Origin of the sequence: Vulcanibacillus modesticaldus (assembly GCF_001730235.1) — a bacterium.
Lineage (GTDB): Bacteria > Bacillota > Bacilli > Tepidibacillales > Tepidibacillaceae > Vulcanibacillus > Vulcanibacillus modesticaldus.
On record NZ_MIJF01000089.1, the window covers coordinates 12,660 to 34,472 of the forward strand.

Here is a 21,813-nt window from a genome sequence, read left to right on the forward strand (position 1 = left end):
TAAAAGGGGGGTGAAGAAATGTTAAAAAGAGCATTTCAAATCTTTTTTGTCCTTTTGGGTGGAACCTTAGGTTTTTTATATATTCCTGATATAATCAAACTATTTGAGATTAATGTGCCTTTTAATGAAATTAAAACTCGTATATTAGGATTTGTTGTTGGAGCACTCATTTTATTTTTTTTAATAGCGTGGTTTTTGGACACGATCATTTCCTGGTTAAGGTTAGGTGAAGAATTTATCCTAAAACTACCTGTGACTGATTTCTTTTTCGGATTGATGGGGATGATTTTGGGTCTTATTATCGCTAATCTACTTTCTAACTCAATTGAAAACATCCCTGTTGTCAAATTTATTGGCCCGATCTCATTATCAATTTTTCTTGGGTATTTTGGTTTTAGGCTTGGTTTTAAAAAACGTGATGAATTGATATCAATTTTTTCATTAAGCAAGTTTAATAAAGATAGGGTGACGAAAAAAGATAATTTACCCAAGTATGAACACAAAATTTTGGATACAAGTGTGATAATTGATGGTAGGATAGCAGATATCTGTAAGACTGGATTCATCGATGGTATAATAGTAATCCCTAGTTTTGTATTGGAAGAGCTACAGCATATCGCGGACTCATCGGATACATTAAAACGGAATAGGGGAAGAAGAGGTCTTGACATTCTCAATAAAATCCAAAAAGATTTAGATATAAACGTAATTATTTACGAAGGAGATTTTGATGAAATACAAGAAGTCGATAGTAAGCTAGTTAAATTGGCTAAAGTCCTTGAAGGTAAAGTGGTTACGAATGATTATAATTTAAATAAAGTGTGCGAACTTCAAGGGGTGCCAGTATTAAATATCAATGATTTATCAAATGCTGTAAAACCTGTTGTGTTACCTGGTGAGGAATTAAATGTACAAGTAATTAAAGATGGTAAAGAACATAATCAAGGAATCGCTTATTTGGATGATGGAACAATGATAGTAGTTGAAGGTGGAAGGGATTTTATAGGGCATCACATAGATGTATTAGTAACTAGCGTATTACAGACTTCAGCTGGTAGAATGATTTTTGCAAAACCTAAATTACTAGAAAAAGCATTATAGGTGGTAAATGATATGAGTTGTGGTATTTTAATTGCAGCTGCAGGACAGGGAAAAAGAATGGGTGCTGGGATCAATAAACAGTTCTTAAATATAAATGGAAAACCTATTCTAGTTCATACCTTAGAAAAGTTTCAAAATAAGGATTGGATCAATGAGATAATAATAGTTGCTCATCCAAAGGAGCTTAATGAGGTACGTCGTCTCATACAAAAATTTGGATTAAGTGTTGACAAAATAGTGCCTGGTGGAAATGAAAGACAAGAAAGTATTCAAAATGGGTTATCCTATATTCGTTCTGATTGGGTTATGGTTCATGATGGTGCTCGTCCGTTCATAGATCCCAAACTACTTGATAAATTATACATACAGCTGCAAACGAAAGAAGCTGTTGTTTTGGGGGTTCCTACAAAAGATACGATTAAAATTGTTGACGAAACTTTGTATATTAAACATACACCTGATCGTAAGAGCTTGTGGGCGATACAGACTCCACAAGCTTTTCGTCTGTCGATATTAAAAGAAGCCTATCAGAAGGCGAAAGAAGATGGTTTCTTGGGTACTGATGACTCTTCTTTGGTAGAACGGATAGGTATGAAAGTTCATATATTAGAAGGCGATTATCGCAATATTAAAATTACAACTCCTGAGGATTTAATATGGGCAAAGTCAATATTGGATGAATGGAGTGAATTCAAATGATCAGGATTGGACAAGGTTTTGATGTTCATCAACTTGTTAAAAATAGAAAGTTAATAATTGGTGGGGTAGAAATACCTTACGAAAAGGGGCTGTTGGGACATTCTGATGCGGATGTTTTGTTACACGCATTGGCTGATGCCGTATTAGGTGCTCTATCTAAAGGGGATATCGGTAAGTGGTTTCCTGACAATGATCCTTCAATAAAAGGAATTGATAGTAAAGAAATCCTAAAAAGTGTTTGGAAAGAAGCTAAAAATGATGGTTTTAGAATTGAAAATGCGGATATGATAATCATTGCTCAAAGACCGAAAATGGCTGATCATATTCCTGAAATGCAAAAGGTAATTTCCTCTATCTTAGAATGCAATTTGGAACAGGTGAATATTAAGGCAACTACAACTGAAAAATTAGGTTTTACTGGTAGAGGAGAAGGGATTGCGGCACAAGCTGTTGTATTATTGTCTAAATAGAGTTATATGATTATAATAGTGTAAGATTATTCAGGCTATGTTAAGATATAGACTATGATAAAATAAAGATCATGTATAATTGGGACATAAGGAAGGGATTAAAATGGTAGATCAAGTTAGAGTAAGATTTGCTCCAAGTCCAACAGGACATTTACATATTGGTAGTGCGCGTTCAGCTTTATTTAGTTATTTAGTTGCAAAACATTATAATGGTTCATTCATCATTCGGATAGAGGATACAGATCAATCTAGAAACGTTGAAAATGCAGAAGAAAAGTTATTAGCTAGTCTTAAATGGTTAGGTCTAGACTGGGATGAGTCGGTAGATATTGGTGGAGATTACGGTCCATACAGATGCATGGATAGATTAGATATTTATAAAGAACATCTAGATAAGTTATTGGAAAATGGCGATGCATATTATTGCTATTGTACTCCGGAGGAATTAGAAAAGGAACGACAAGAGCAATTAGATCGTGGTGAAACACCGAAATATTCAGGGAAGTGTAGGCATTTAACTGAAGAACAGAAGGCGCAGTATGAGAAAGAAGGGCGTAATCCTAGTGTGCGTTTTAGAGTGCCAGAGGGAAAAGTTATAAAAGTTAATGATATAGTTCGTGGGGTTGTAGAGTTTGAATCTGATGGAATTGGAGATTTTGTTATAGTTAGACCAAACGGGATCCCAACCTACAATTTTGCGGTAACAGTGGATGATCATCTAATGAAGATCAGTCACGTTATTCGTGGTGAAGAACATTTAACAAACACACCTAAACAATTGATGATCTATGAGGCATTCTCTTGGGAGCCACCTAAATTTGCTCATGTTTCTTTGATATTAAATCAAGATAGACAAAAAATGAGTAAACGGGATGAATCGATTATTCAATTTGTTGAACAATATAAGAAACTAGGCTTTTTACCTGAAGCTTTACTAAATTTTGTTGCGTTACTTGGATGGAGTCCTGAGGGAGAAGAAGAGATACTCACCAAAGAAGAGTTGATCTCACAGTTCTCTTTGGACAGGGTTTCTAAAAGTCCAGCAATTTTTGATGTACAGAAATTATTTTGGATGAATAACCATTATATTAAGGAGGCGCCATTAAGTAAAATCGTTGATTTATGTATTCCGCATCTCCAAAAAGCAGGTCTGATTCCTGAACAACTTTCGGAACAAAAGAAGGAATGGGTAGAGGTTTTAGTTAATCTTTATAAAGAACAAATGAATTATGCCCAAGAAATAGTGGAACTCTCTAAGATGTTCTTTGAAGAAGAGCTTGAATATGGAGAGGAAGAAAATAAGATTTTGTCTGAAGAACATATTCCAGTGGTTTTAAGTGAGTTTTATAAGCAGTTACAAGAATTAACAGAATATAATTCTCAAACAATAAGTGCTGCATTAAAGGCCGTTCAAAAAGTAACAGGATTTAAAGGAAAAAAATTATTTATGCCCGTTCGGGTAGCTACTACAGGTGCTACGCATGGACGTGATTTGCCTGAAACTTTATACCTATTAGGTAAGGATAAAGTGTTGAATAGGCTTAATAATTTATTGACAAATAAAGATTAAGGATTATTATTTTAAATAAAATAAAATATCAAAGCGATGACGAAGAGAGTAGATTATTTTGTAGTCTTCAGAGAGAACTTCCTCGGCTGAAAGAAGTTTGGCTGCTGATAATCGAAGTGCACTTCTGAGCATTGAAACTGAAAGTGGTTACGATTAGGTTTCAACGGATCTTTCCGTTATCAAGTTCGAGTGAGAATGTTTGGATATAAAAACATTCTAAACAGGGTGGAACCGCGGATTAACCGTCTCTGTATTGTGCAGAGGCGGTTTTTTAATTATCATCTAAAAAAATTTTTCAAATTATATATTGGTAATTTTACAACTATGATTTACAAAAAATGGGGGTTAAGATATGTTCAAACGAATAAAGGAGGATATCGAGGTATTTCTCGAAAATGATCCAGCTGCAAGGAATGCTTTAGAAATAATTTTGACTTATCCAGGATTGTATGCCATCTGGTTTTACCGCTTGTCGCACATCCTATGGAATAGAAATTTACGTTTATTAGCAAGAATTATCTCTAATTTTGCGAGATTTTTGACTGGAATCGAAATTCATCCAGCAGCAAAAATTGGTAGAAGGTTATTCATAGACCATGGTTCTGGAATTGTGATCGGTGAGACTTGTGAAATCGGTGATGATGTATTGATCTTTCAAGGAGTTACGCTTGGAGGAACAGGAAAAGAACGGGGTAAGAGACACCCCACAGTGGGAAATCATGTTATGTTATCGGCAGGTGCTAAAGTACTAGGTTCAATGAAAATAGGTGATTACTCCAAGATAGGTGCTGGAGCGGTTGTTATACAAGAAGTACCGCCCAATGCAACCGTCGTTGGGGTGCCGGGACGGGTAGTTATTCAAGATGGTATTCGAATTAACGACAAAAATGAAGAAATGATTAACATTATCTCTGATAAGATTAATTTACTGGAAGAACAAATTGAGCAACTTAAAGAGGAAATTCAGATTTTGAGCAGGAAAGGGGTTTATAAATGATTCGAATCTATAATACATTGACTCGGAAAAAAGAAGAATTTAAGCCTATCTTAGAAGGAAAAGTTAAAATGTATGTTTGTGGCCCTACCGTATATAACTTTATTCATCTTGGTAATGCTAGACCATTAGTGGTCTTTGATACAGTACGTCGTTATTTAGAATATAAGGGATACGAAGTTACCTACGTTCAGAATTTTACAGACGTAGACGATAAGATTATCAATAAGGCCAAAGAATCAGGTAAAGAAGCAAAGGAAATTTCGGAAAAATTTATCGAAGAATTTTTCCGTGATGCAGAAGCGTTAGGGGTGAAAAAAGCAGATTTTCACCCTAAAGTTACTGAAAATATGGATGATATAATTGATTTTATCAAACGATTAATCGATAAAGACATGGCTTATGTGGTAGATGGGGATGTTTACTTTAAAACAGAGAAGTTTTCTGATTATGGAAAGCTATCCAACCAATCTATCGAAGATTTGAAGGTTGGTGTACGAATCGAAGTTGATGAAAAGAAAAAAAATCCTTTAGATTTTGCACTATGGAAAAATGCTAAAATGGGTGAGGTTAATTGGAATAGTCCTTTCGGACAAGGGAGACCAGGTTGGCATATTGAATGCTCAACTATGTCAAAAAAATATCTTGGAGAAACAATTGATATTCATGCTGGTGGTGCTGATTTGATTTTTCCTCACCATGAAAATGAAATTGCGCAATCTGAAAGCTTGACAAATAAACCGTTTGCAAAATATTGGATGCACAATGGGTATATAAATATTAATAATGAGAAAATGTCAAAATCTCTCGGAAATGTTTTGATGGTTAGGGAATTGATTAGTAAATATGATCCTAATATTCTAAGATTTTTGATTCTAAGCGTACATTATCGTAATCCGATTAACTTTTCTGAGGAATTATTAGAACAATCTAGTAATAGTTTAGAAAGAATAAAAAAGGCACATGCAAATATGCTCTATCGTCTTGAAAACCTGGACTATGAATTGAAAATGGAAACAGAAATGTCCCAAGTGTTAAATAAATTGTCTGAACGCTTTGAACAAGAAATGGATGATGATTTTAATACAGCAAATGCTATTACAGTAATTTTTGATTTGATTAAGCAGAGTAATATTTACTTACAGAAAGAACGAGTAAGTAGTCAAACAATATCTGCTATGATTGATTTATTGAGAACATTTTTGAATATCCTAGGACTAGATAAGATCTTAAGGAAAGAAAGAACAAATACAGAAGACGCCTGGGTTGAGGAGTTAATTGAAGAGAGAAACATGGCCAAAAAGAATAAAAATTGGGCGAGGGCGGATGAAATTAGAGATTATTTAAAGGAGCATGGAATAATATTAGAAGACACACCACAAGGGGTTAGATGGAGAAGAAGATGATAAAGGTTAATCAACGTGAGAGTAAAAAGAAACCAGAAGAAATGAATGCTTTGGCTTTGGCTTATATGGGCGATGCTATATATGAGGTTTATATTAGAGAATACGTACTTTCTAAGGGCAGTAATAAGCCAAACATTCTTCATCAAAATACAAAAAAATATGTTTCAGCGGTGGCACAGGCAAAAATTTTACAAAATATTCTACCTATGTTAACCGAAAAAGAAAAGGATATCGTAAAGCGAGGTAGAAATGCTAAGTCATATTCCAGCCCCAAAAACACTAGTATAATAGATTATCGTTATAGTACTGGATTTGAGACTTTACTTGGTTTTTTGTTCTTAACTAATGAACAAGAAAGGCTTGAACAGATTATTGAATCAGCGATAAACTACATTGAAGGGAATCAAAATGGTGATTAGTTATGGATAAGAAGAGCTTTGATAAACAATACATTATCGGAAGAAATCCGGTTTTTGAAGCGATACAATCCAATCGCTCAATTAACAAGATATATATTGCTGAAGGTATGCAAAAATCAAAAGTTCATGAACTGCTTTCCCTAACCAAAGAGAAAAAGATCATTACTCAATTTGTGCCCAGAAAAAAAATTGATCAAATGGTTCAATCTAAAAATCATCAAGGAGTTGTTGCGTCGGTAGCTGCTTACGAATATTATGATCTGCACGAGTTGTTGCAAAATTTAAGAGGGAAAAAAACTTCACCTTTTTTGGTAATGTTAGATGAGATTGAAGACCCTCATAATTTGGGCTCAATATTAAGAACAGCGGATGTTGTTGGCGCGGATGGGATTATTATTCCTAAAAGGAGATCGGTTGGTCTTACTTCAACAGTGGCTAAAACATCTGCAGGAGCAATAGAATATGTGCCAGTTGCCAGAGTTACAAATTTAGCACAAACTCTAGATAAACTTAAGGACGAAGGTTATTGGATAATAGGTACTGATGCTTCAGGAGATCGTTTATTTACCGAAGCTGATTTTCAAACCCCAATCTGTTTAGTCATCGGTAGCGAAGGAAAGGGAATGTCTAGATTAATTAAAAACAAATGTGACATTATCGCCAAATTGCCGATGAAAGGTCATGTTAATTCATTGAATGCGTCTGTTGCAGCAGCTATAATAATGTTTGAAGTTTTTCGTCAAAGAGGTTTTTAGAAATTCCGGGGGAGAGCCATGGAAGAAATTTTAGTAGTGGATGGCTATAACATAATTGGAGCATGGCCTGAACTAAGAAAATTGAAGAAAAAAGGTCATTTAGAAGAGGCGCGGGATGAATTGTTAGACTGGTTAACCGAATATCAAACATATTCGGGACGAAAAGTAATCGTGGTCTTTGATGCACATCAGGTTCCCGGGATTGGGAGAAGATATGACGACAAACGAATAATAGTTTATTTTACAAAGGAAAATGAGACAGCTGATGAATTAATTGAAAGGTTAGTCAAAGATTTGCATCATCGTAAAAGGCAAATTTATGTTGCCACTTCTGATTACACCGAACAGCGAGTTATATTTGGACAAGGTGCCTTGAGAATTTCTGCAAGAGAATTAGCAGTAGAAAAGGAAGTTATGGAAAAATCTATAAAGAGAAGTGTCATAAAAAAAAATAAAAAAATCAAAAGCAATATTTTCTCTTCATTGGATGAAGAAATGTTGAAATTATTAGAAGATTGGCGAAGAGAAAGATAGGATTTATTGACTCTAGTAGATTACATAATGTATAATTATTTTAACTTGTTTAACCGGTCAGATATCGGAGGGGTCGTTGTGAGTGTTAACCTCAAAGAAAGTGACGTAATTGATTATGAGCAATTAACTGATGAAGATTTGATAGACCATATTCATGCGGGAGATGATGAGGCTCTTGAGTATCTCATCCATAAGTATAAACATTTTGTAAGATCAAAAGCTCGCTCTTATTTCTTGATTGGTGCTGACCGAGAAGATATTGTACAAGAAGGTATGATCGGTTTGTATAAATCAATACGTGATTTTCGTGGGGACAAGCTTACATCTTTCAAGGCCTTTGCCGAGTTGTGTGTTACAAGACAAATTATAACTGCTATAAAAACTGCTACTCGCCAAAAACATATTCCTTTAAATTCTTATGTTTCACTAGATAAGCCAATATACGAAGAAGATTCGGATCGTACTCTTCTTGACATAATATGTGGAAATAAGGCTGCTGATCCTGAAGAATTGATAATAAATCAAGAGGAATATGATGATATCGAAGAAAAAATGGGTGAGATTTTAAGTGAATTAGAGCGCCAAGTGCTCAAACTATATTTAGACGGTCGTTCATATCAAGAAATTGCAAAGGATTTAGACCGACATGTGAAATCGATTGATAACGCTCTTCAGAGGGTTAAGCGAAAACTAGAGCGTTATTTAGAGGATAAAAAACAATAACGTTACTAAAAGACTTCGGATGAAGTCTTTTTTATCAATAAAAAAGCGATATTTATTGACATTAAAATCCTATTATGTTAAAGTGTTTTAGTAACCATGCACAGGCTCATATTTTTTAGTGAGAATGTCAAGATGGATAAACTACTTAATATAAAGGTTAGATTGATCGTGGGAGGTGTATTACATGCGGGTTACTGTAACATTAGCTTGCACCGAATGCAAACAACGCAATTATACCACAAGTAAAAACAAGCGCAATAATCCTGACCGCATTGAAATGAAGAAATATTGTAAATTCTGTAATGATCACACATTACATCGTGAAACACGCTAATGGGGGTGTAATGATGGGATTTGTTATGCGATTAGGAGCCGGTATCAAGAATGGTTTCAATTCTGTAGTTAACTTTATTCGCGAAGGGGTTAAGGAACTTAAAAAAGTTCGTTGGCCAAATCGCAAAGAATTGGTTGCTTATTCTAATATCGTTATATGGACAGTCGTATTCATAACGATTTTCTTTTTTGTTATTGATTTAGGAATTTCGTTAATATTACAATTATTTGGGTTTGGAAAGTAATCATCTATGAAAAAAGGGGGGAAGGACGTAGTCCTAAAACATCATGGAAAGGAAATGGTATGTCGTTCATACTTATTCAGGGTATGAAAATAAGGTTAAGACTAACCTAGAAAAGCGCGTGGAATCCATGGGTATGGAAGACCAGATTTTCAGAGTTCTTGTTCCTATGGAAGAAGAAATCGAGCATAAAGACGGTAAGAAAAAATCCACAATGAAAAAAGTTTTTCCGGGATATGTATTGATAGAAATGATTATGACTGATGATTCTTGGTACGTTGTTCGCAATACACCCGGTGTTACTGGATTTGTGGGTTCGACTGGTGCTGGTTCCAAACCGACTCCCCTTTTAGAAGATGAGGCAAAAGCAATTCTTAAGCAGATGGGAATTGAAGAGGCTCGTCCGAAAGTTGATTTCCAAATCAAGGAAACTGTTAAAGTTATTGATGGGCCTTTTGAAAATTTTGTTGGCTATATTGAGGAAATCAACGTAGAAAAACAAAAACTAAAAGTTTTAGTCAATATGTTTGGTAGAGAAACTCCGGTTGAGTTAGATTTCAACCAGGTTGAAAAAATTTAGTTTCATTGTTGAATTTTTAAAGTTAATGTAATAATAATTGAATTGCATTTGTATTTATGTTAAATTTAATTTGTTATGCGGTTTTTCAAAGTTTTTTTATTTAATTGGTTTGTTTGAGTGGGAGGGAATACCCCGCTAACCACATTTTGGACTAAGGAGGTGTTTCGCATGGCAAAGAAAGTGATCAAAGTAGTGAAGCTACAAATTCCTGCTGGAAAAGCGAACCCAGCACCACCAGTTGGTCCTGCGCTTGGTCAAGCAGGTGTAAATATTATGGGATTTTGTAAAGAATTTAATGCTCGTACAGCAGACCAAGCAGGATTAATAATTCCTGTTGAAATCTCTGTTTTCGAGGATCGTTCTTTTACATTCATTACTAAGACCCCGCCTGCTGCAGTATTGCTTAAGAAAGCTGCTGGAATTGAAAGAGGTTCTGGAGAACCTAATAGAAATAAAGTTGCTACAATTAAGCGTGATAAAGTACGTGAGATTGCTGAACAAAAAATGCCTGATTTGAATGCAGCTGATATCGAAGCGGCTATGCGTATGGTTGAAGGTACTGCACGTAGCATGGGAATAGTTATTGAAGACTAAGAATAGTTATAAAGGGTTGGTTTAAATACCAACCCTATAATAGTGGGAGGTAAAGCCGCAATAACCACGAAGGAGGAAAGTGAAATGGCTAAACTTAGCAAAAAGTATATGGAAGCTGTTAAGCAATATGACCAAAATCAAGTTTATGACCCATCTGAAGCGATCGCTATTGTTAAGAAGATAGCTTCAGCAAATTTCGATGAGACTGTTGAAGTAGCTGTTCGCCTAGGAGTTGATCCAAAGAAAGCTGATCAACAAATACGTGGAGCAGTTGTGTTACCACATGGTACTGGTAAAACTCAGCGTGTACTTGTTTTTGCTAAAGGTGAAAAAGCTAAAGAAGCAGAAGCAGCTGGCGCTGATTATGTAGGTGACGATGACTACATTAATAAAATTCAACAAGGTTGGTTTGACTTTGATGTAGTTGTTGCTACTCCAGATATGATGGGTGCAGTTGGTAAATTGGGACGTATCTTAGGACCAAAAGGTTTGATGCCAAACCCTAAAACTGGTACTGTTACATTTGATGTAGCAAAAGCTGTGAACGAAATTAAAGCTGGTAAGATTGAGTATCGTGTAGATAAAGCTGGTAACATTCATGCACCAATAGGTAAAGTTTCCTTTGATGATTCTAAACTAGTTGAAAATCTACAAACTATTATTGATACTTTAATTAAGGTTAAACCAGCCGCAGCAAAGGGACAATACATTCGTAATGTATCTGTGAGCTCAACAATGGGTCCTGGTGTTAAAATTAACCTGTCTAAAGTGACTAAATAATTTTGACATTAGTTTGCATATGTGTTATCATGATTATCGTTTGATAAGTTAATATAATTTAGATACCGTAGACAGTAGGTGCCGGATGGCTTAATTTCCTACCGAGGTAATAATAAATTCTTCGGAGATTATTATGCCTTTGCTGTGTGCGAAGGCATTTTTGTTTGCGGTAATGATAAAACAAATAGGAGGTGCATGTAATGGGCGTTCGCGAAGAGAAACAGAAGTTAGTTGCAGATATTGCACAAAAACTTAAAGATAGTAAGTCAACAATCTTTACTGACTATCGTGGACTTGATGTTGCTGAAGTAACAGAACTTAGAAAAAGTCTTCGTGAAGCTGGTGTTGAGTATAAAGTATTAAAGAATACTATGGTTCGACGTGCTGCAGAACAAGCTGAACTTTCAGATGTTAATGAGTTTTTAACTGGACCTACAGCTATTGCATTCAGTTACGAAGACCTAGTGTCACCAGCTAAGATTCTAGTTGATTTTGCTAAGGAACATGAGGCTTTAGAAATTAAAGCAGGACTTTTAGAAGGTAAATTATTAAGTGTTGATGAAGTTAAAGCACTTGCAGCGTTACCTTCAAGAGATGGATTACTTTCTATGTTGCTTAGCGTATTACAAGCGCCAATGCGTAATATGGCACTAGCTGTTAAAGCTGTTGCTGAGAAAGAAGAAGGTCAAGAAGCCTAATATTAAGTATAATTCAAAAAAATAGGAGGGAATATATAATGACTAAAGAGCAAATCATTGAAGCTATAAAAAATATGACTGTTTTAGAATTAAATGATTTAGTTAAAGCAATTGAAGAAGAATTTGGTGTTACTGCTGCAGCTCCAGTTGCTGTTATGGGAGCAGGTGCAGCTGCTGAAGCGGCACAAGAACAAACTGAGTTTGATGTAATCCTATCTAGCCCAGGATCTTCTAAGATCAACGTTATCAAAGCTGTTCGTGAAGTAACTGGTTTAGGATTAAAAGAAGCAAAAGAATTAGTTGACAATGCTCCAAAAGCAATTAAAGAGAAAGTTTCCAAGGATGAAGCTGAGTCTATTAAAGCTAAGTTAGAAGAAGCTGGAGCGACTATCGAGCTTAAGTAGTTATCTTGATACAAAACCCGCTGTATAGAACAGCGGGTTTTTTGGCTAGTATAAGTATTAGGGTGAATATTTCTGGAGGAACTTAAATGGTGAATCATTACTATAGTGAAAAACCAAACGTAGGACATGATGAGAAAATTATTAAATCAATCTTTCACAATAGGGAATTTATTTTTAAAACAGACGCGGGTGTTTTTTCGAAAAACAGGGTTGATTTTGGCTCATCGTTACTTATAGAAACATTTCCAGTTCCAAATGAAGCGAAAATATTAGATTTGGGTTGTGGGTACGGTCCGATTGGCATTATCATTTCTTCTCAGTTATCAAAGGGAGAAGTACATCTAGTAGATATTAATGAGAGAGCAATTGAACTTGCTAAGCATAATCTGATTACCAATCAGCATCATATCGGAAATAATATAGAAGTTTATGTAAAACAAAGCGATGGTTTTACCAAAATAGAAGAACGGGATTTTAATTATATTTTGTTAAATCCTCCAATTAGAGCCGGAAAAAAACTAATTCATGAGTTATTTGAACAATCTTACCATCATTTAAGTGATAAAGGTGAATTATGGATTGTTATTCAGAAAAAACAAGGTGCTCCTTCAGCAATTAAAAAATTAGAAGCTACTTTTTCGCAAGTTGATATCGTCGAGAAGAAAAAAGGATATTTTATAATAAAAAGTACCAAATAATTTAAAATTAATTCTTGACTATCATTTTTATTTATGGTAATGTTATAAAATGCGAAAGTTGTAATTATATATAATCATTGCGATTTGTCAAGATTTTTTTAAAAAAAAGAATGGAAATAGATAATTTTGGAAAGAAATCAATAATATAAAAGTTTATAAAAAATGAGGTTTTATACCCATTTTTCTTTTTTGTAGTAATTACTCTGGTCTTAAGGGGTGAAAAGATTTGGCGGGACATCTTGTACAGTTAGGTAGAAGGCAACGTAGAAGCTACGCTAGAATCAAAGAGGTGCTAGAAGTACCTAATCTTATCGAGATTCAACTTAAATCTTATCAGTGGTTTTTGGATGTTGGCTTAAGAGAAATGTTTAAGGATATTTCACCTATTCAAGATTTCACAGGGAACTTGAATCTAGAATTTTTCGATTATAGTTTAGGTGAACCTAAGTACACCGTTGATGAGGCCAAGGAGCGCGATGTTACCTATGCGGCTCCACTTAGAGCGAAGGTCCGCTTGATCAATAAGGAAACAGGTGAAGTAAAAGAGCAGGACGTATTCATGGGTGACTTCCCGCTAATGACAGAAACAGGAACCTTCATTATCAATGGAGCAGAAAGGGTTATTGTAAGTCAATTAGTGAGGTCTCCGAGTGTCTACTTCAGTACTAAAGTAGATAAAAACGGTAAAAAAACCTATACATCTACGGTTATACCAAATCGAGGTGCTTGGTTGGAATTAGAAACAGATGCCAAGGATATTATCTATGTGCGGATTGATCGTACTAGGAAGTTACCGGCAACGGTACTTCTAAGGGCGTTAGGATTTGGGACCGACGAAGAAATAATTGACTTATTAGGTGATAATGAGTTTATTCGTAATACACTTGAAAAAGACAATACTGATTCTACTGAGAAAGCATTATTGGAGATATATGAAAGATTACGTCCGGGTGAACCTCCTACAGTTGAGAATGCTAAGAATTTATTGATCTCAAGATTTTTTGATCCTAAGAGATATGACTTAGCGGATGTGGGAAGATACAAAATTAATAAAAAGCTTCATATCAAAAATAGACTGTTTAATCAACGTTTAGCAGAAACATTAATTGATCCTCAAACAGGGGAGATTTTAGCAGAAGCAGGACAAGTAATAGACCGTCGCTTGTTAGATAAGTTGCTTCCTTATTTAGAAAATGGGGTAAATTTTGTTGATTATGAACCACGGGGTGGAGTTTTAGAAGAAACAATCCCGCTTCAATCTATTAATATCTTTTCACCTATTGAGGATGGTTTGATAATCAAAGTTATTTCCAATCAGGTGATTGATAAATCTGTTAAACATATTACACCTGCTGATATTATTTCTACTATAAGTTATTTCATTAATCTTTTATACGGAGTAGGAGACACTGATGATATTGACCACCTAGGTAATCGTCGTCTTCGTTCAGTTGGGGAGCTATTACAAAACCAATTTAGAATTGGATTATCACGAATGGAGAGGGTCGTTCGTGAGAGAATGTCCATTCAGGATGCAAACATGGTTACACCGCAGGCTTTGATTAACATACGTCCTGTAATTGCATCTATCAAGGAATTTTTTGGGAGCAGTCAGCTTTCACAATTTATGGATCAAACTAACCCACTGGCTGAACTAACACACAAAAGACGTTTAAGTGCTTTAGGTCCTGGTGGATTAACTAGAGAAAGAGCAGGATTTGAGGTGCGTGACGTACATCATTCGCATTATGGAAGAATGTGTCCAATTGAGACTCCTGAAGGTCCAAACATTGGATTGATTAACTCTTTATCATCTTATGCTCGTGTAAATGAATATGGTTTTATAGAGACACCTTATCGAAAAGTGGATCCAGAAACTAATCGGGTTACTGATGAAATAGTGTATTTAACAGCTGATGAAGAGGATAACTATGTTATTGCTCAAGCGAATGCGAAACTAGATGAGGATGGAAACTTCTTAGACGACGAAGTTATCGCCAGATATAAAGATGAGAACTTGATTGTTCCTAAAGAAAGAGTTGACTTCATCGACGTGTCACCTAAACAAGTTGTTTCAGTTGCGACAGCAATGATTCCTTTCCTTGAGAATGATGACTCTAACCGTGCGTTGATGGGTTCAAACATGCAACGACAGGCTGTACCATTGATAGTTCCTGAAGCGCCTTTTGTTGGTACAGGAATGGAGTATAAAGCTGCAAAGGACTCTGGGGTTTGTATCGTTTCTAAACATGATGGAATTGTTGAACGTGTTGATGCACGAGAAATTCAAGTCCGTGTTCAAAAAGAAATTGATGGTAAGTTAGTAAACGGGGATTTGGTTCGATATAAACTACATAAGTTTATGCGGTCAAACCAAGGAACATGTATAAATCAAAGACCTTTAGTCCGAAAAGGAGATAGAGTAAAAGTAGGAGATATTATAGCAGATGGGCCTTCTACAGAAATGGGAGAAATAGCTCTTGGTAGAAACGTAGTCGTTGCGTTTATGACATGGGAAGGTTATAACTATGAGGATGCTATATTGTTAAGTGAACGACTTGTGAAAGAAGATGTTTATACTTCTATTCATATAGAGGAGTATGAGTCTGAAGCACGAGATACTAAACTTGGACCTGAAGAAATTACACGTGATATTCCTAATGTAGGTGAGGAAGCATTAAAAAATCTGGATGAACGTGGAATAATCCGAATTGGTGCAGAAGTTCGTCCGGGAGATATCTTAGTAGGAAAAGTAACGCCTAAGGGTGTTACCGAGTTAACAGCTGAAGAACGTCTATTACATGCGATATTTGGTGAAAAGGCGAGAGAAGTACGAGATACATCATTAAGAGTGCCACATGGACAAGATGGAATTATTGTCGATGTAAAAGTCTTCACGAGGGAAAATGGAGACGAATTACCACCAGGTGTTAACCAATTAGTACGAGTATATATTGCCCAAAAGCGTAAGATTTCCCAAGGAGATAAGATGGCCGGACGCCATGGTAATAAAGGTGTTATAGCGAGAATATTACCTGAAGAAGATATGCCGTTCTTACCTGATGGTACACCTGTTGATGTTGTTTTAAACCCTTTAGGAGTTCCATCACGCATGAACATCGGTCAGGTATTAGAAGTTCACCTAGGGTGGGCTGCTAAAGCGTTAGGTATCCATGTTGCTACACCAGTATTTGATGGTGCGAGAGAGAATGATGTGTTTAATGCGTTAGAAGAAGCAGGATTTGCTAGAGATGGTAAGACAATTTTGTATGATGGTAGAACAGGCGAGCCTTTTGAAAGAAGGGTTACTGTTGGAGTTATGTATATGATTAAATTAGCCCACATGGTTGATGATAAGATTCATGCTCGTTCAACCGGGCCATACTCCCTTGTAACTCAGCAACCACTGGGTGGTAAGGCGCAGTTTGGTGGACAACGTTTTGGAGAAATGGAAGTATGGGCCTTAGAGGCATATGGTGCTGCTTATACATTGCAAGAAATACTTACTGTTAAATCAGATGATGTTGTAGGGCGTGTTAAAACTTATGAGGCGATCGTAAAAGGAGAAAATGTTCCTGAACCAGGAATCCCTGAGTCATTTAAAGTTCTTATCAAAGAACTTCAAAGTTTAGGGATGGATGTTAAAATTCTTTCAGAAAACGAAGAAGAAATTGAGATTAAAGAGTTTGATGATGAGGATGATCACTCAGAGAAGTTAACATTGAATCTTGAAGGTAATGAAGAGTAAGCAAAATTATAAGTTCCGCTTTATGAATAAGGGAGGTGTGCCCTTTGATGGATGTTAATAATTTTGAGTTTATGAAAATAGGATTGGCTTCTCCAGAAAAGATCAGATCTTGGTCATATGGAGAGGTTAAAAAACCAGAAACAATTAATTATCGTACGTTAAAACCAGAAAAAGAAGGGCTATTTTGCGAAAAGATATTTGGACCTACAAAAGACTGGGAATGTCATTGTGGAAAATACAAGCGTGTAAGATATAAAGGCGTTGTTTGTGACCGTTGTGGTGTTGAGGTTACAAGATCTAAGGTTAGACGAGAGAGAATGGGGCATGTTGAACTAGCTGCGCCGGTATCTCACATTTGGTACTTCAAAGGTATTCCAAGTAGAATGGGGCTAGTTCTAGATATGTCCCCTAGATCACTAGAGGAAGTTATTTATTTCGCTTCATATGTGGTAACCGATCCTGGTGATACTCCTTTAGAAAAAAAGCAACTGCTAACAGAAAAAGAGTATCGTAATTATAAAGAGAAGTATGGAAATAGCTTCTCAGCAGGAATGGGAGCAGAAGCGATTAAAAAACTTCTAGAAGAGATTGATCTAGATAAAGAAGTGAAAACTTTAAAAGAAGAACTTAAAGAAGCTCAAGGACAAAGGCGTAATCGAATCATTAAACGTTTAGAAATTCTTGAAGCATTTAGATCATCAGGAAACAAACCATCATGGATGATATTGGATGTACTACCAGTTATACCGCCTGAATTACGTCCGATGGTTCAGCTTGATGGTGGAAGATTCGCAACTTCAGATTTGAATGATTTATATAGAAGGGTTATCAACAGAAATAATCGCTTAAAAAGATTGTTAGACCTAGGTGCTCCAGATATCATTGTTCAAAATGAAAAAAGAATGTTACAGGAAGCAGTTGATGCTTTGATTGATAATGGCCGTAGGGGTAGACCAGTAACGGGTCCTGGAAATCGTCCTTTAAAATCATTAAGTCATATGTTAAAAGGTAAACAAGGACGTTTCCGTCAAAACTTACTGGGCAAGAGGGTTGACTATTCTGGTCGTTCTGTTATAGTCGTTGGTCCAAACCTTAAGATGTATCAATGCGGATTACCTAAAGAAATGGCTCTAGAATTATTTAAGCCATTCGTAATGAAAGAATTAGTGAATAAAGAGATTGCACATAATATTAAGAGTGCGAAACGTAAAGTTGAAAGGTTAAGCCCTGAAGTATGGGATGTACTTGAAGAAGTTATTAAAGAACACCCAGTATTGCTTAATCGTGCTCCAACGTTGCACAGATTAGGAATTCAGGCTTTTGAACCAATACTTGTAGAAGGGCGTGCTATAAGGCTTCATCCACTCGTATGTACGGCATATAATGCTGACTTTGATGGTGACCAAATGGCTGTCCATGTACCATTATCTGCTGAGGCACAAGCAGAAGCTAGATTATTAATGCTTGCTGCACATAACATTTTAAATCCGAAAGACGGAAGTCCCGTAGTAACTCCTTCTCAGGATATGGTTTTAGGGTGTTACTATCTAACGATAGAAAAAGAGGGAGATAAGGGTGAAGGGATGATTTTCCATAGTCCTGAGGAAGCCATAGCTGCCTATCAAAATGGCTATGCATCATTACAGGCTAGGGTAGTTATTCCTGTAAAAGCTCTAAGGAAAACATCTTTCACAGAAAAACAGCAAAACGCATTAATAGTTACAACGATCGGTAAGATCATCTTTAATGAGATCTTTCCGCATGATTTTCCGTATATTAATGCACCAACTAAGAATAATTTAATAAACGGAACTCCAGATGATTATTTTATCTATGATAAGGGAGTTGACATACAAGAGTTTATTAAAAACGTCCCAAATAGAGGCGCTGTGAAGAAGAGTTATCTAGGTTCGATTATTTCGGAAATATTTAGACGTTTCCATACGACACAAACTGCGGTGATCTTAGACAAAATTAAGGAGTTAGGTTTTACTTACTCCACAAAAGCTGGAATTACAATTGCTGTTTCTGATGTAACCGTCCCAGCAGAAAAGGATGAAATTCTTAAAGAAGCTGAAGAAAAAGTCCAAGAAGTTCTAAAACAATATCGTAGAGGTTTAATAACCGATGATGAACGATATGATAGAGTTATTTCGATTTGGAGTAAAGCGAAGGATCAGATTACAGAGGTACTAATGAATTCATTAGACCGTTTCAACTCTATTTACATGATGGCTAACTCAGGTGCTCGAGGTAACGTTTCGCAGATTACTCAGTTAGCTGGTATGCGCGGTTTGATGGCTGCGCCTTCCGGACGAATTATTGAGTTGCCTATTAAGTCCAATTTCCGTGAAGGTCTGACAGTATTAGAATATTTCATTTCGACCCACGGTGCTCGTAAAGGATTAGCTGATACAGCATTACGTACTGCTGACTCAGGATATTTAACACGTCGTTTGGTTGACGTGGCCCAAGATGTGATAGTTCGTGAGGAAGATTGCAATACTGATAAAGGCTTTAGAGTAACTAATATTGAAGATGGCAATGAGATTATAGAGAAATTGTATGATCGTATCCTAGGCAGATATGCATTTGAAACGGTGCGTCATCCTGAAACCGATGAAATAATAGTACAGCGTAATCAATTGATCGACGAGGAAAAAGCTGAGGAGATTATTAATGCTGGCATTAAAGAAGTGGCAATACGTTCAGTATTAACATGTCGAACACGTCATGGAGTTTGTAAGAAGTGTTATGGACGAAATCTTGCTACTGGTAAAGGTGTAGAAATTGGTGAAGCTGTTGGAACGATTGCTGCACAATCCATTGGAGAACCTGGAACTCAATTGACAATGAGAACATTCCACACTGGTGGGGTTGCCGGAGATGATATCACTCAAGGTTTACCACGTATTCAAGAATTGTTTGAAGCTAGGAATCCAAAAGGTCAAGCTGTGATTTCAGAAATAGATGGTGAAGTAACTGATATTAGAGATAGTAAAGAAAAGCGTGAAATTGAAATAACAGGAGAAGTAGAAGTCAGGTCTTACTCTGTACCGTTTGGTGCTAGAATCAAAGTATCTCTTAACCAACAGGTGAAGGCTGGAGATGAGCTTACAGAAGGTTCTATCGATCCTAAAGAGTTATTAAGAGTTAAGGGGATTCAAGGTGTACAAAATTATATACTTCAAGAAGTTCAGAGGGTATACCGTCTTCAAGGTGTTGAAATCAACGATAAGCATATTGAGATTATGATTCGTCAAATGCTTCGTAAGGTTCGGGTGATCGATAGTGGTGAAACTGATTTATTACCTGGTTCCATAATAGATTTACGTGATTTTGAATCTGCCAACCAAGAAACATTTATAAATGGTAAAAGACCGGCGACAGCAAGACCGGTAATCCTTGGTATCACAAAAGCATCTCTTGAAATTGATTCCTTCTTATCAGCTGCTTCATTCCAAGAAACAACTCGTGTATTAACAGAAGCTGCAATAAAAGGGAAAGTGGATAAGTTGGTAGGATTGAAAGAGAATGTAATCATTGGTAAGTTGATACCAGCGGGAACTGGGTTAGCTAAGTACCGAAATATTCAAATTAAGAAGCCGACTGATTCGAATTCTGCGGAATTAGCTGAAACTTTAGAAGTTAATTCCTAATAATGATTGACAATAGAGTTCAGGAATGTTATCATGTTTAAGTGTGCGTAAATCCTGTTCTTTGGAGGATGTAGGATTATGTCTTATGAAAAAGTAAAACAGGCTAAACGCTTATCTGTAGGCTTGAAGCAAACCTTAAAAGCGATTGAACAAGGGAAAGCTCAAGAGGTAATCGTAGCAAAAGACGCTGATCAAAGACTTACTTCAAGAATAATTCAGTACAGCGAAGAGAGAAAAATTGCTATTTCGTATGTCGACTCAATGAAACAACTTGGTAAAGCAAGTGGTATTGATGTCGGTGCAGCAGCTGTTGCTGTATTGAAAGACTAACTATTGCATGACAAGCATCAGGCTGTAATACAGCGTGATGTATTGTCTTGCAATTTATTTTGAAAAATTATGAACCGCCTGGATCTGTGGGCTTAACTTAAGGAAGGAGGTGGCGATATGCCAACAATTAATCAATTAGTTCGTAAAGGACGCAAACGTAAAGTAGTAAAATCTACGGCACCTGCTTTACAAAAAGGTTATAACAGTTTTAAAAAGGAACAAACAAACCAAAGCTCACCTCAAAAACGTGGTGTATGTACTCGTGTAGGAACAATGACTCCTAAAAAGCCTAACTCTGCGCTTCGTAAGTATGCGCGTGTACGCTTAACCAATGGTATCGAGGTTACAGCATATATTCCTGGAATTGGGCACAACCTTCAAGAGCATAGTGTTGTATTAGTGCGTGGAGGACGTGTTAAGGACCTGCCAGGGGTTCGTTATCATATCGTTCGCGGTGCTTTAGATACTGCGGGAGTTCAGAACCGTATGCAAGGTCGTTCTAAGTATGGTACTAAACGACCAAAGGAGAAAAAATAATCTTTAGTACTGTAGTACTATCCAAAATAGGTTATGTAGCAAAGGAGGGGAAATAATGCCACGTAAAGGACCTGTTTCTCGTAGAGATGTGTTACCTGATCCAATATACAACAGCAAATTAGTAACACGTTTAATCAATCGGATGATGGTTGATGGTAAGAAGAGTGTTTCCCAAAAGATTCTTTACAGTGCTTTCGACATTATCAGAGAGCGTACTGGTAAGGATCCGATGGAGGTATTTGAACAAGCACTTAAAAATATAATGCCTGTTTTAGAAGTTAAAGCTCGTCGTGTTGGTGGAGCTAACTACCAAGTACCTGTAGAGGTAAAGCCTGAACGTAGAACTACATTAGGGTTACGTTGGTTGGTTAACTATTCACGCCTTCGTGGAGAAAAAACAATGGAAGAGCGTTTAGCTGCTGAAATTATTGATGCTGCAAATAATACTGGTGCATCTGTAAAGAAGAAAGAAGATACTCATAAGATGGCCGAAGCGAATAAGGCTTTTGCTCATTATCGTTGGTAATCTTTAAATCATA

The 21,813-nt window shown here is 36.2% G+C and carries 23 protein-coding genes and 2 other annotated features; all 23 genes read left to right on the plus strand.

Annotated elements, in window-relative coordinates:
• Positions 1 to 18 precede the first annotated feature (18 nt).
• A complete protein-coding gene (locus BHF71_RS10670; RefSeq protein WP_069657612.1) occupies positions 19 to 1,101 on the plus strand; it encodes a PIN/TRAM domain-containing protein in 1,083 nt (360 codons plus the stop codon).
• A 12-nt stretch (positions 1,102 to 1,113) separates the two neighbouring features.
• A complete protein-coding gene (gene ispD / locus BHF71_RS10675; protein WP_069657613.1) occupies positions 1,114 to 1,800 on the plus strand; it encodes a 2-C-methyl-D-erythritol 4-phosphate cytidylyltransferase in 687 nt (228 codons plus the stop codon).
• A complete protein-coding gene (gene ispF / locus BHF71_RS10680; RefSeq protein ID WP_069657614.1) occupies positions 1,797 to 2,270 on the plus strand; it encodes a 2-C-methyl-D-erythritol 2,4-cyclodiphosphate synthase in 474 nt (157 codons plus the stop codon). Before ispD ends, ispF begins: the two co-directional genes overlap by 4 nt.
• A gap of 103 nt (positions 2,271 to 2,373) precedes the next feature.
• Positions 2,374 to 3,840, plus strand: a complete 1,467-nt coding sequence (gltX, locus tag BHF71_RS10685) for a glutamate--tRNA ligase (RefSeq protein ID WP_069657615.1) — start codon at positions 2,374 to 2,376, stop codon at positions 3,838 to 3,840.
• A gap of 27 nt (positions 3,841 to 3,867) precedes the next feature.
• Positions 3,868 to 4,093 (plus strand) — a binding site (T-box leader).
• 99 nt (positions 4,094 to 4,192) lie between these two features.
• On the plus strand, positions 4,193 to 4,837 hold the full coding sequence (cysE, locus tag BHF71_RS10690; protein WP_069657616.1) for a serine O-acetyltransferase: 645 nt from the start codon (positions 4,193 to 4,195) through the stop codon (positions 4,835 to 4,837).
• The gene (gene cysS, locus BHF71_RS10695) at positions 4,834 to 6,240 is read left to right on the plus strand and encodes a cysteine--tRNA ligase (RefSeq protein ID WP_069657617.1); all 1,407 of its coding nucleotides are present in this window, start codon (positions 4,834 to 4,836) and stop codon (positions 6,238 to 6,240) included. The genes cysE and cysS overlap by 4 nt, the downstream gene beginning before the upstream one ends.
• The gene (locus BHF71_RS10700; protein WP_069657618.1) at positions 6,237 to 6,659 is read left to right on the plus strand and encodes a Mini-ribonuclease 3; all 423 of its coding nucleotides are present in this window, start codon (positions 6,237 to 6,239) and stop codon (positions 6,657 to 6,659) included. The genes cysS and BHF71_RS10700 overlap by 4 nt, the downstream gene beginning before the upstream one ends.
• Positions 6,660 to 6,661: 2 nt before the next feature.
• Complete coding sequence (rlmB, locus tag BHF71_RS10705; RefSeq protein WP_069657619.1) at positions 6,662 to 7,414, plus strand: 23S rRNA (guanosine(2251)-2'-O)-methyltransferase RlmB; 753 nt, start codon at positions 6,662 to 6,664, stop codon at positions 7,412 to 7,414.
• Positions 7,415 to 7,432: 18 nt separating this feature from the next.
• On the plus strand, positions 7,433 to 7,948 hold the full coding sequence (locus BHF71_RS10710; RefSeq protein WP_069657620.1) for an NYN domain-containing protein: 516 nt from the start codon (positions 7,433 to 7,435) through the stop codon (positions 7,946 to 7,948).
• A 78-nt stretch (positions 7,949 to 8,026) separates the two neighbouring features.
• Positions 8,027 to 8,671 carry an RNA polymerase sporulation sigma factor SigH gene (gene sigH / locus BHF71_RS10715; protein ID WP_069657621.1) on the plus strand — a complete coding sequence of 215 codons (645 nt, stop codon included), beginning with the start codon at positions 8,027 to 8,029 and terminating at the stop codon, positions 8,669 to 8,671.
• A gap of 184 nt (positions 8,672 to 8,855) precedes the next feature.
• On the plus strand, positions 8,856 to 9,005 hold the full coding sequence (gene rpmG / locus BHF71_RS11710; RefSeq protein WP_084024513.1) for a 50S ribosomal protein L33: 150 nt from the start codon (positions 8,856 to 8,858) through the stop codon (positions 9,003 to 9,005).
• A 13-nt stretch (positions 9,006 to 9,018) separates the two neighbouring features.
• On the plus strand, positions 9,019 to 9,249 hold the full coding sequence (gene secE / locus BHF71_RS10720; RefSeq protein WP_176717358.1) for a preprotein translocase subunit SecE: 231 nt from the start codon (positions 9,019 to 9,021) through the stop codon (positions 9,247 to 9,249).
• Between the two features lie 43 nt (positions 9,250 to 9,292).
• Complete coding sequence (gene nusG, locus BHF71_RS10725; protein ID WP_069657622.1) at positions 9,293 to 9,826, plus strand: transcription termination/antitermination protein NusG; 534 nt, start codon at positions 9,293 to 9,295, stop codon at positions 9,824 to 9,826.
• A gap of 168 nt (positions 9,827 to 9,994) precedes the next feature.
• Complete coding sequence (gene rplK, locus BHF71_RS10730) at positions 9,995 to 10,420, plus strand: 50S ribosomal protein L11 (protein WP_069657623.1); 426 nt, start codon at positions 9,995 to 9,997, stop codon at positions 10,418 to 10,420.
• Between the two features lie 42 nt (positions 10,421 to 10,462).
• On the plus strand, positions 10,463 to 11,200 hold the full coding sequence (rplA, locus tag BHF71_RS10735; RefSeq protein WP_084024515.1) for a 50S ribosomal protein L1: 738 nt from the start codon (positions 10,463 to 10,465) through the stop codon (positions 11,198 to 11,200).
• A gap of 47 nt (positions 11,201 to 11,247) precedes the next feature.
• Positions 11,248 to 11,372: a sequence feature (ribosomal protein L10 leader region), on the plus strand.
• A gap of 28 nt (positions 11,373 to 11,400) precedes the next feature.
• A complete protein-coding gene (gene rplJ / locus BHF71_RS10740; protein ID WP_069657625.1) occupies positions 11,401 to 11,898 on the plus strand; it encodes a 50S ribosomal protein L10 in 498 nt (165 codons plus the stop codon).
• A 38-nt stretch (positions 11,899 to 11,936) separates the two neighbouring features.
• A complete protein-coding gene (gene rplL / locus BHF71_RS10745) occupies positions 11,937 to 12,302 on the plus strand; it encodes a 50S ribosomal protein L7/L12 (protein WP_069657626.1) in 366 nt (121 codons plus the stop codon).
• A gap of 86 nt (positions 12,303 to 12,388) precedes the next feature.
• The gene (locus BHF71_RS10750) at positions 12,389 to 13,000 is read left to right on the plus strand and encodes a class I SAM-dependent methyltransferase (protein WP_069657627.1); all 612 of its coding nucleotides are present in this window, start codon (positions 12,389 to 12,391) and stop codon (positions 12,998 to 13,000) included.
• Positions 13,001 to 13,226: 226 nt separating this feature from the next.
• A complete protein-coding gene (gene rpoB / locus BHF71_RS10755) occupies positions 13,227 to 16,748 on the plus strand; it encodes a DNA-directed RNA polymerase subunit beta (RefSeq protein ID WP_069657628.1) in 3,522 nt (1,173 codons plus the stop codon).
• Positions 16,749 to 16,795: 47 nt separating this feature from the next.
• The gene (rpoC, locus tag BHF71_RS10760) at positions 16,796 to 20,407 is read left to right on the plus strand and encodes a DNA-directed RNA polymerase subunit beta' (protein ID WP_218064940.1); all 3,612 of its coding nucleotides are present in this window, start codon (positions 16,796 to 16,798) and stop codon (positions 20,405 to 20,407) included.
• 78 nt (positions 20,408 to 20,485) lie between these two features.
• Positions 20,486 to 20,737, plus strand: a complete 252-nt coding sequence (locus BHF71_RS10765; protein WP_069657630.1) for a 50S ribosomal protein L7ae-like protein — start codon at positions 20,486 to 20,488, stop codon at positions 20,735 to 20,737.
• Between the two features lie 117 nt (positions 20,738 to 20,854).
• On the plus strand, positions 20,855 to 21,274 hold the full coding sequence (gene rpsL / locus BHF71_RS10770) for a 30S ribosomal protein S12 (protein WP_069657631.1): 420 nt from the start codon (positions 20,855 to 20,857) through the stop codon (positions 21,272 to 21,274).
• Positions 21,275 to 21,329: 55 nt separating this feature from the next.
• Positions 21,330 to 21,800 (plus strand): 30S ribosomal protein S7, encoded by a 471-nt coding sequence (gene rpsG / locus BHF71_RS10775; RefSeq protein WP_069657632.1) that lies wholly within the window; start codon positions 21,330 to 21,332, stop codon positions 21,798 to 21,800.
• Positions 21,801 to 21,813 lie beyond the last annotated feature (13 nt).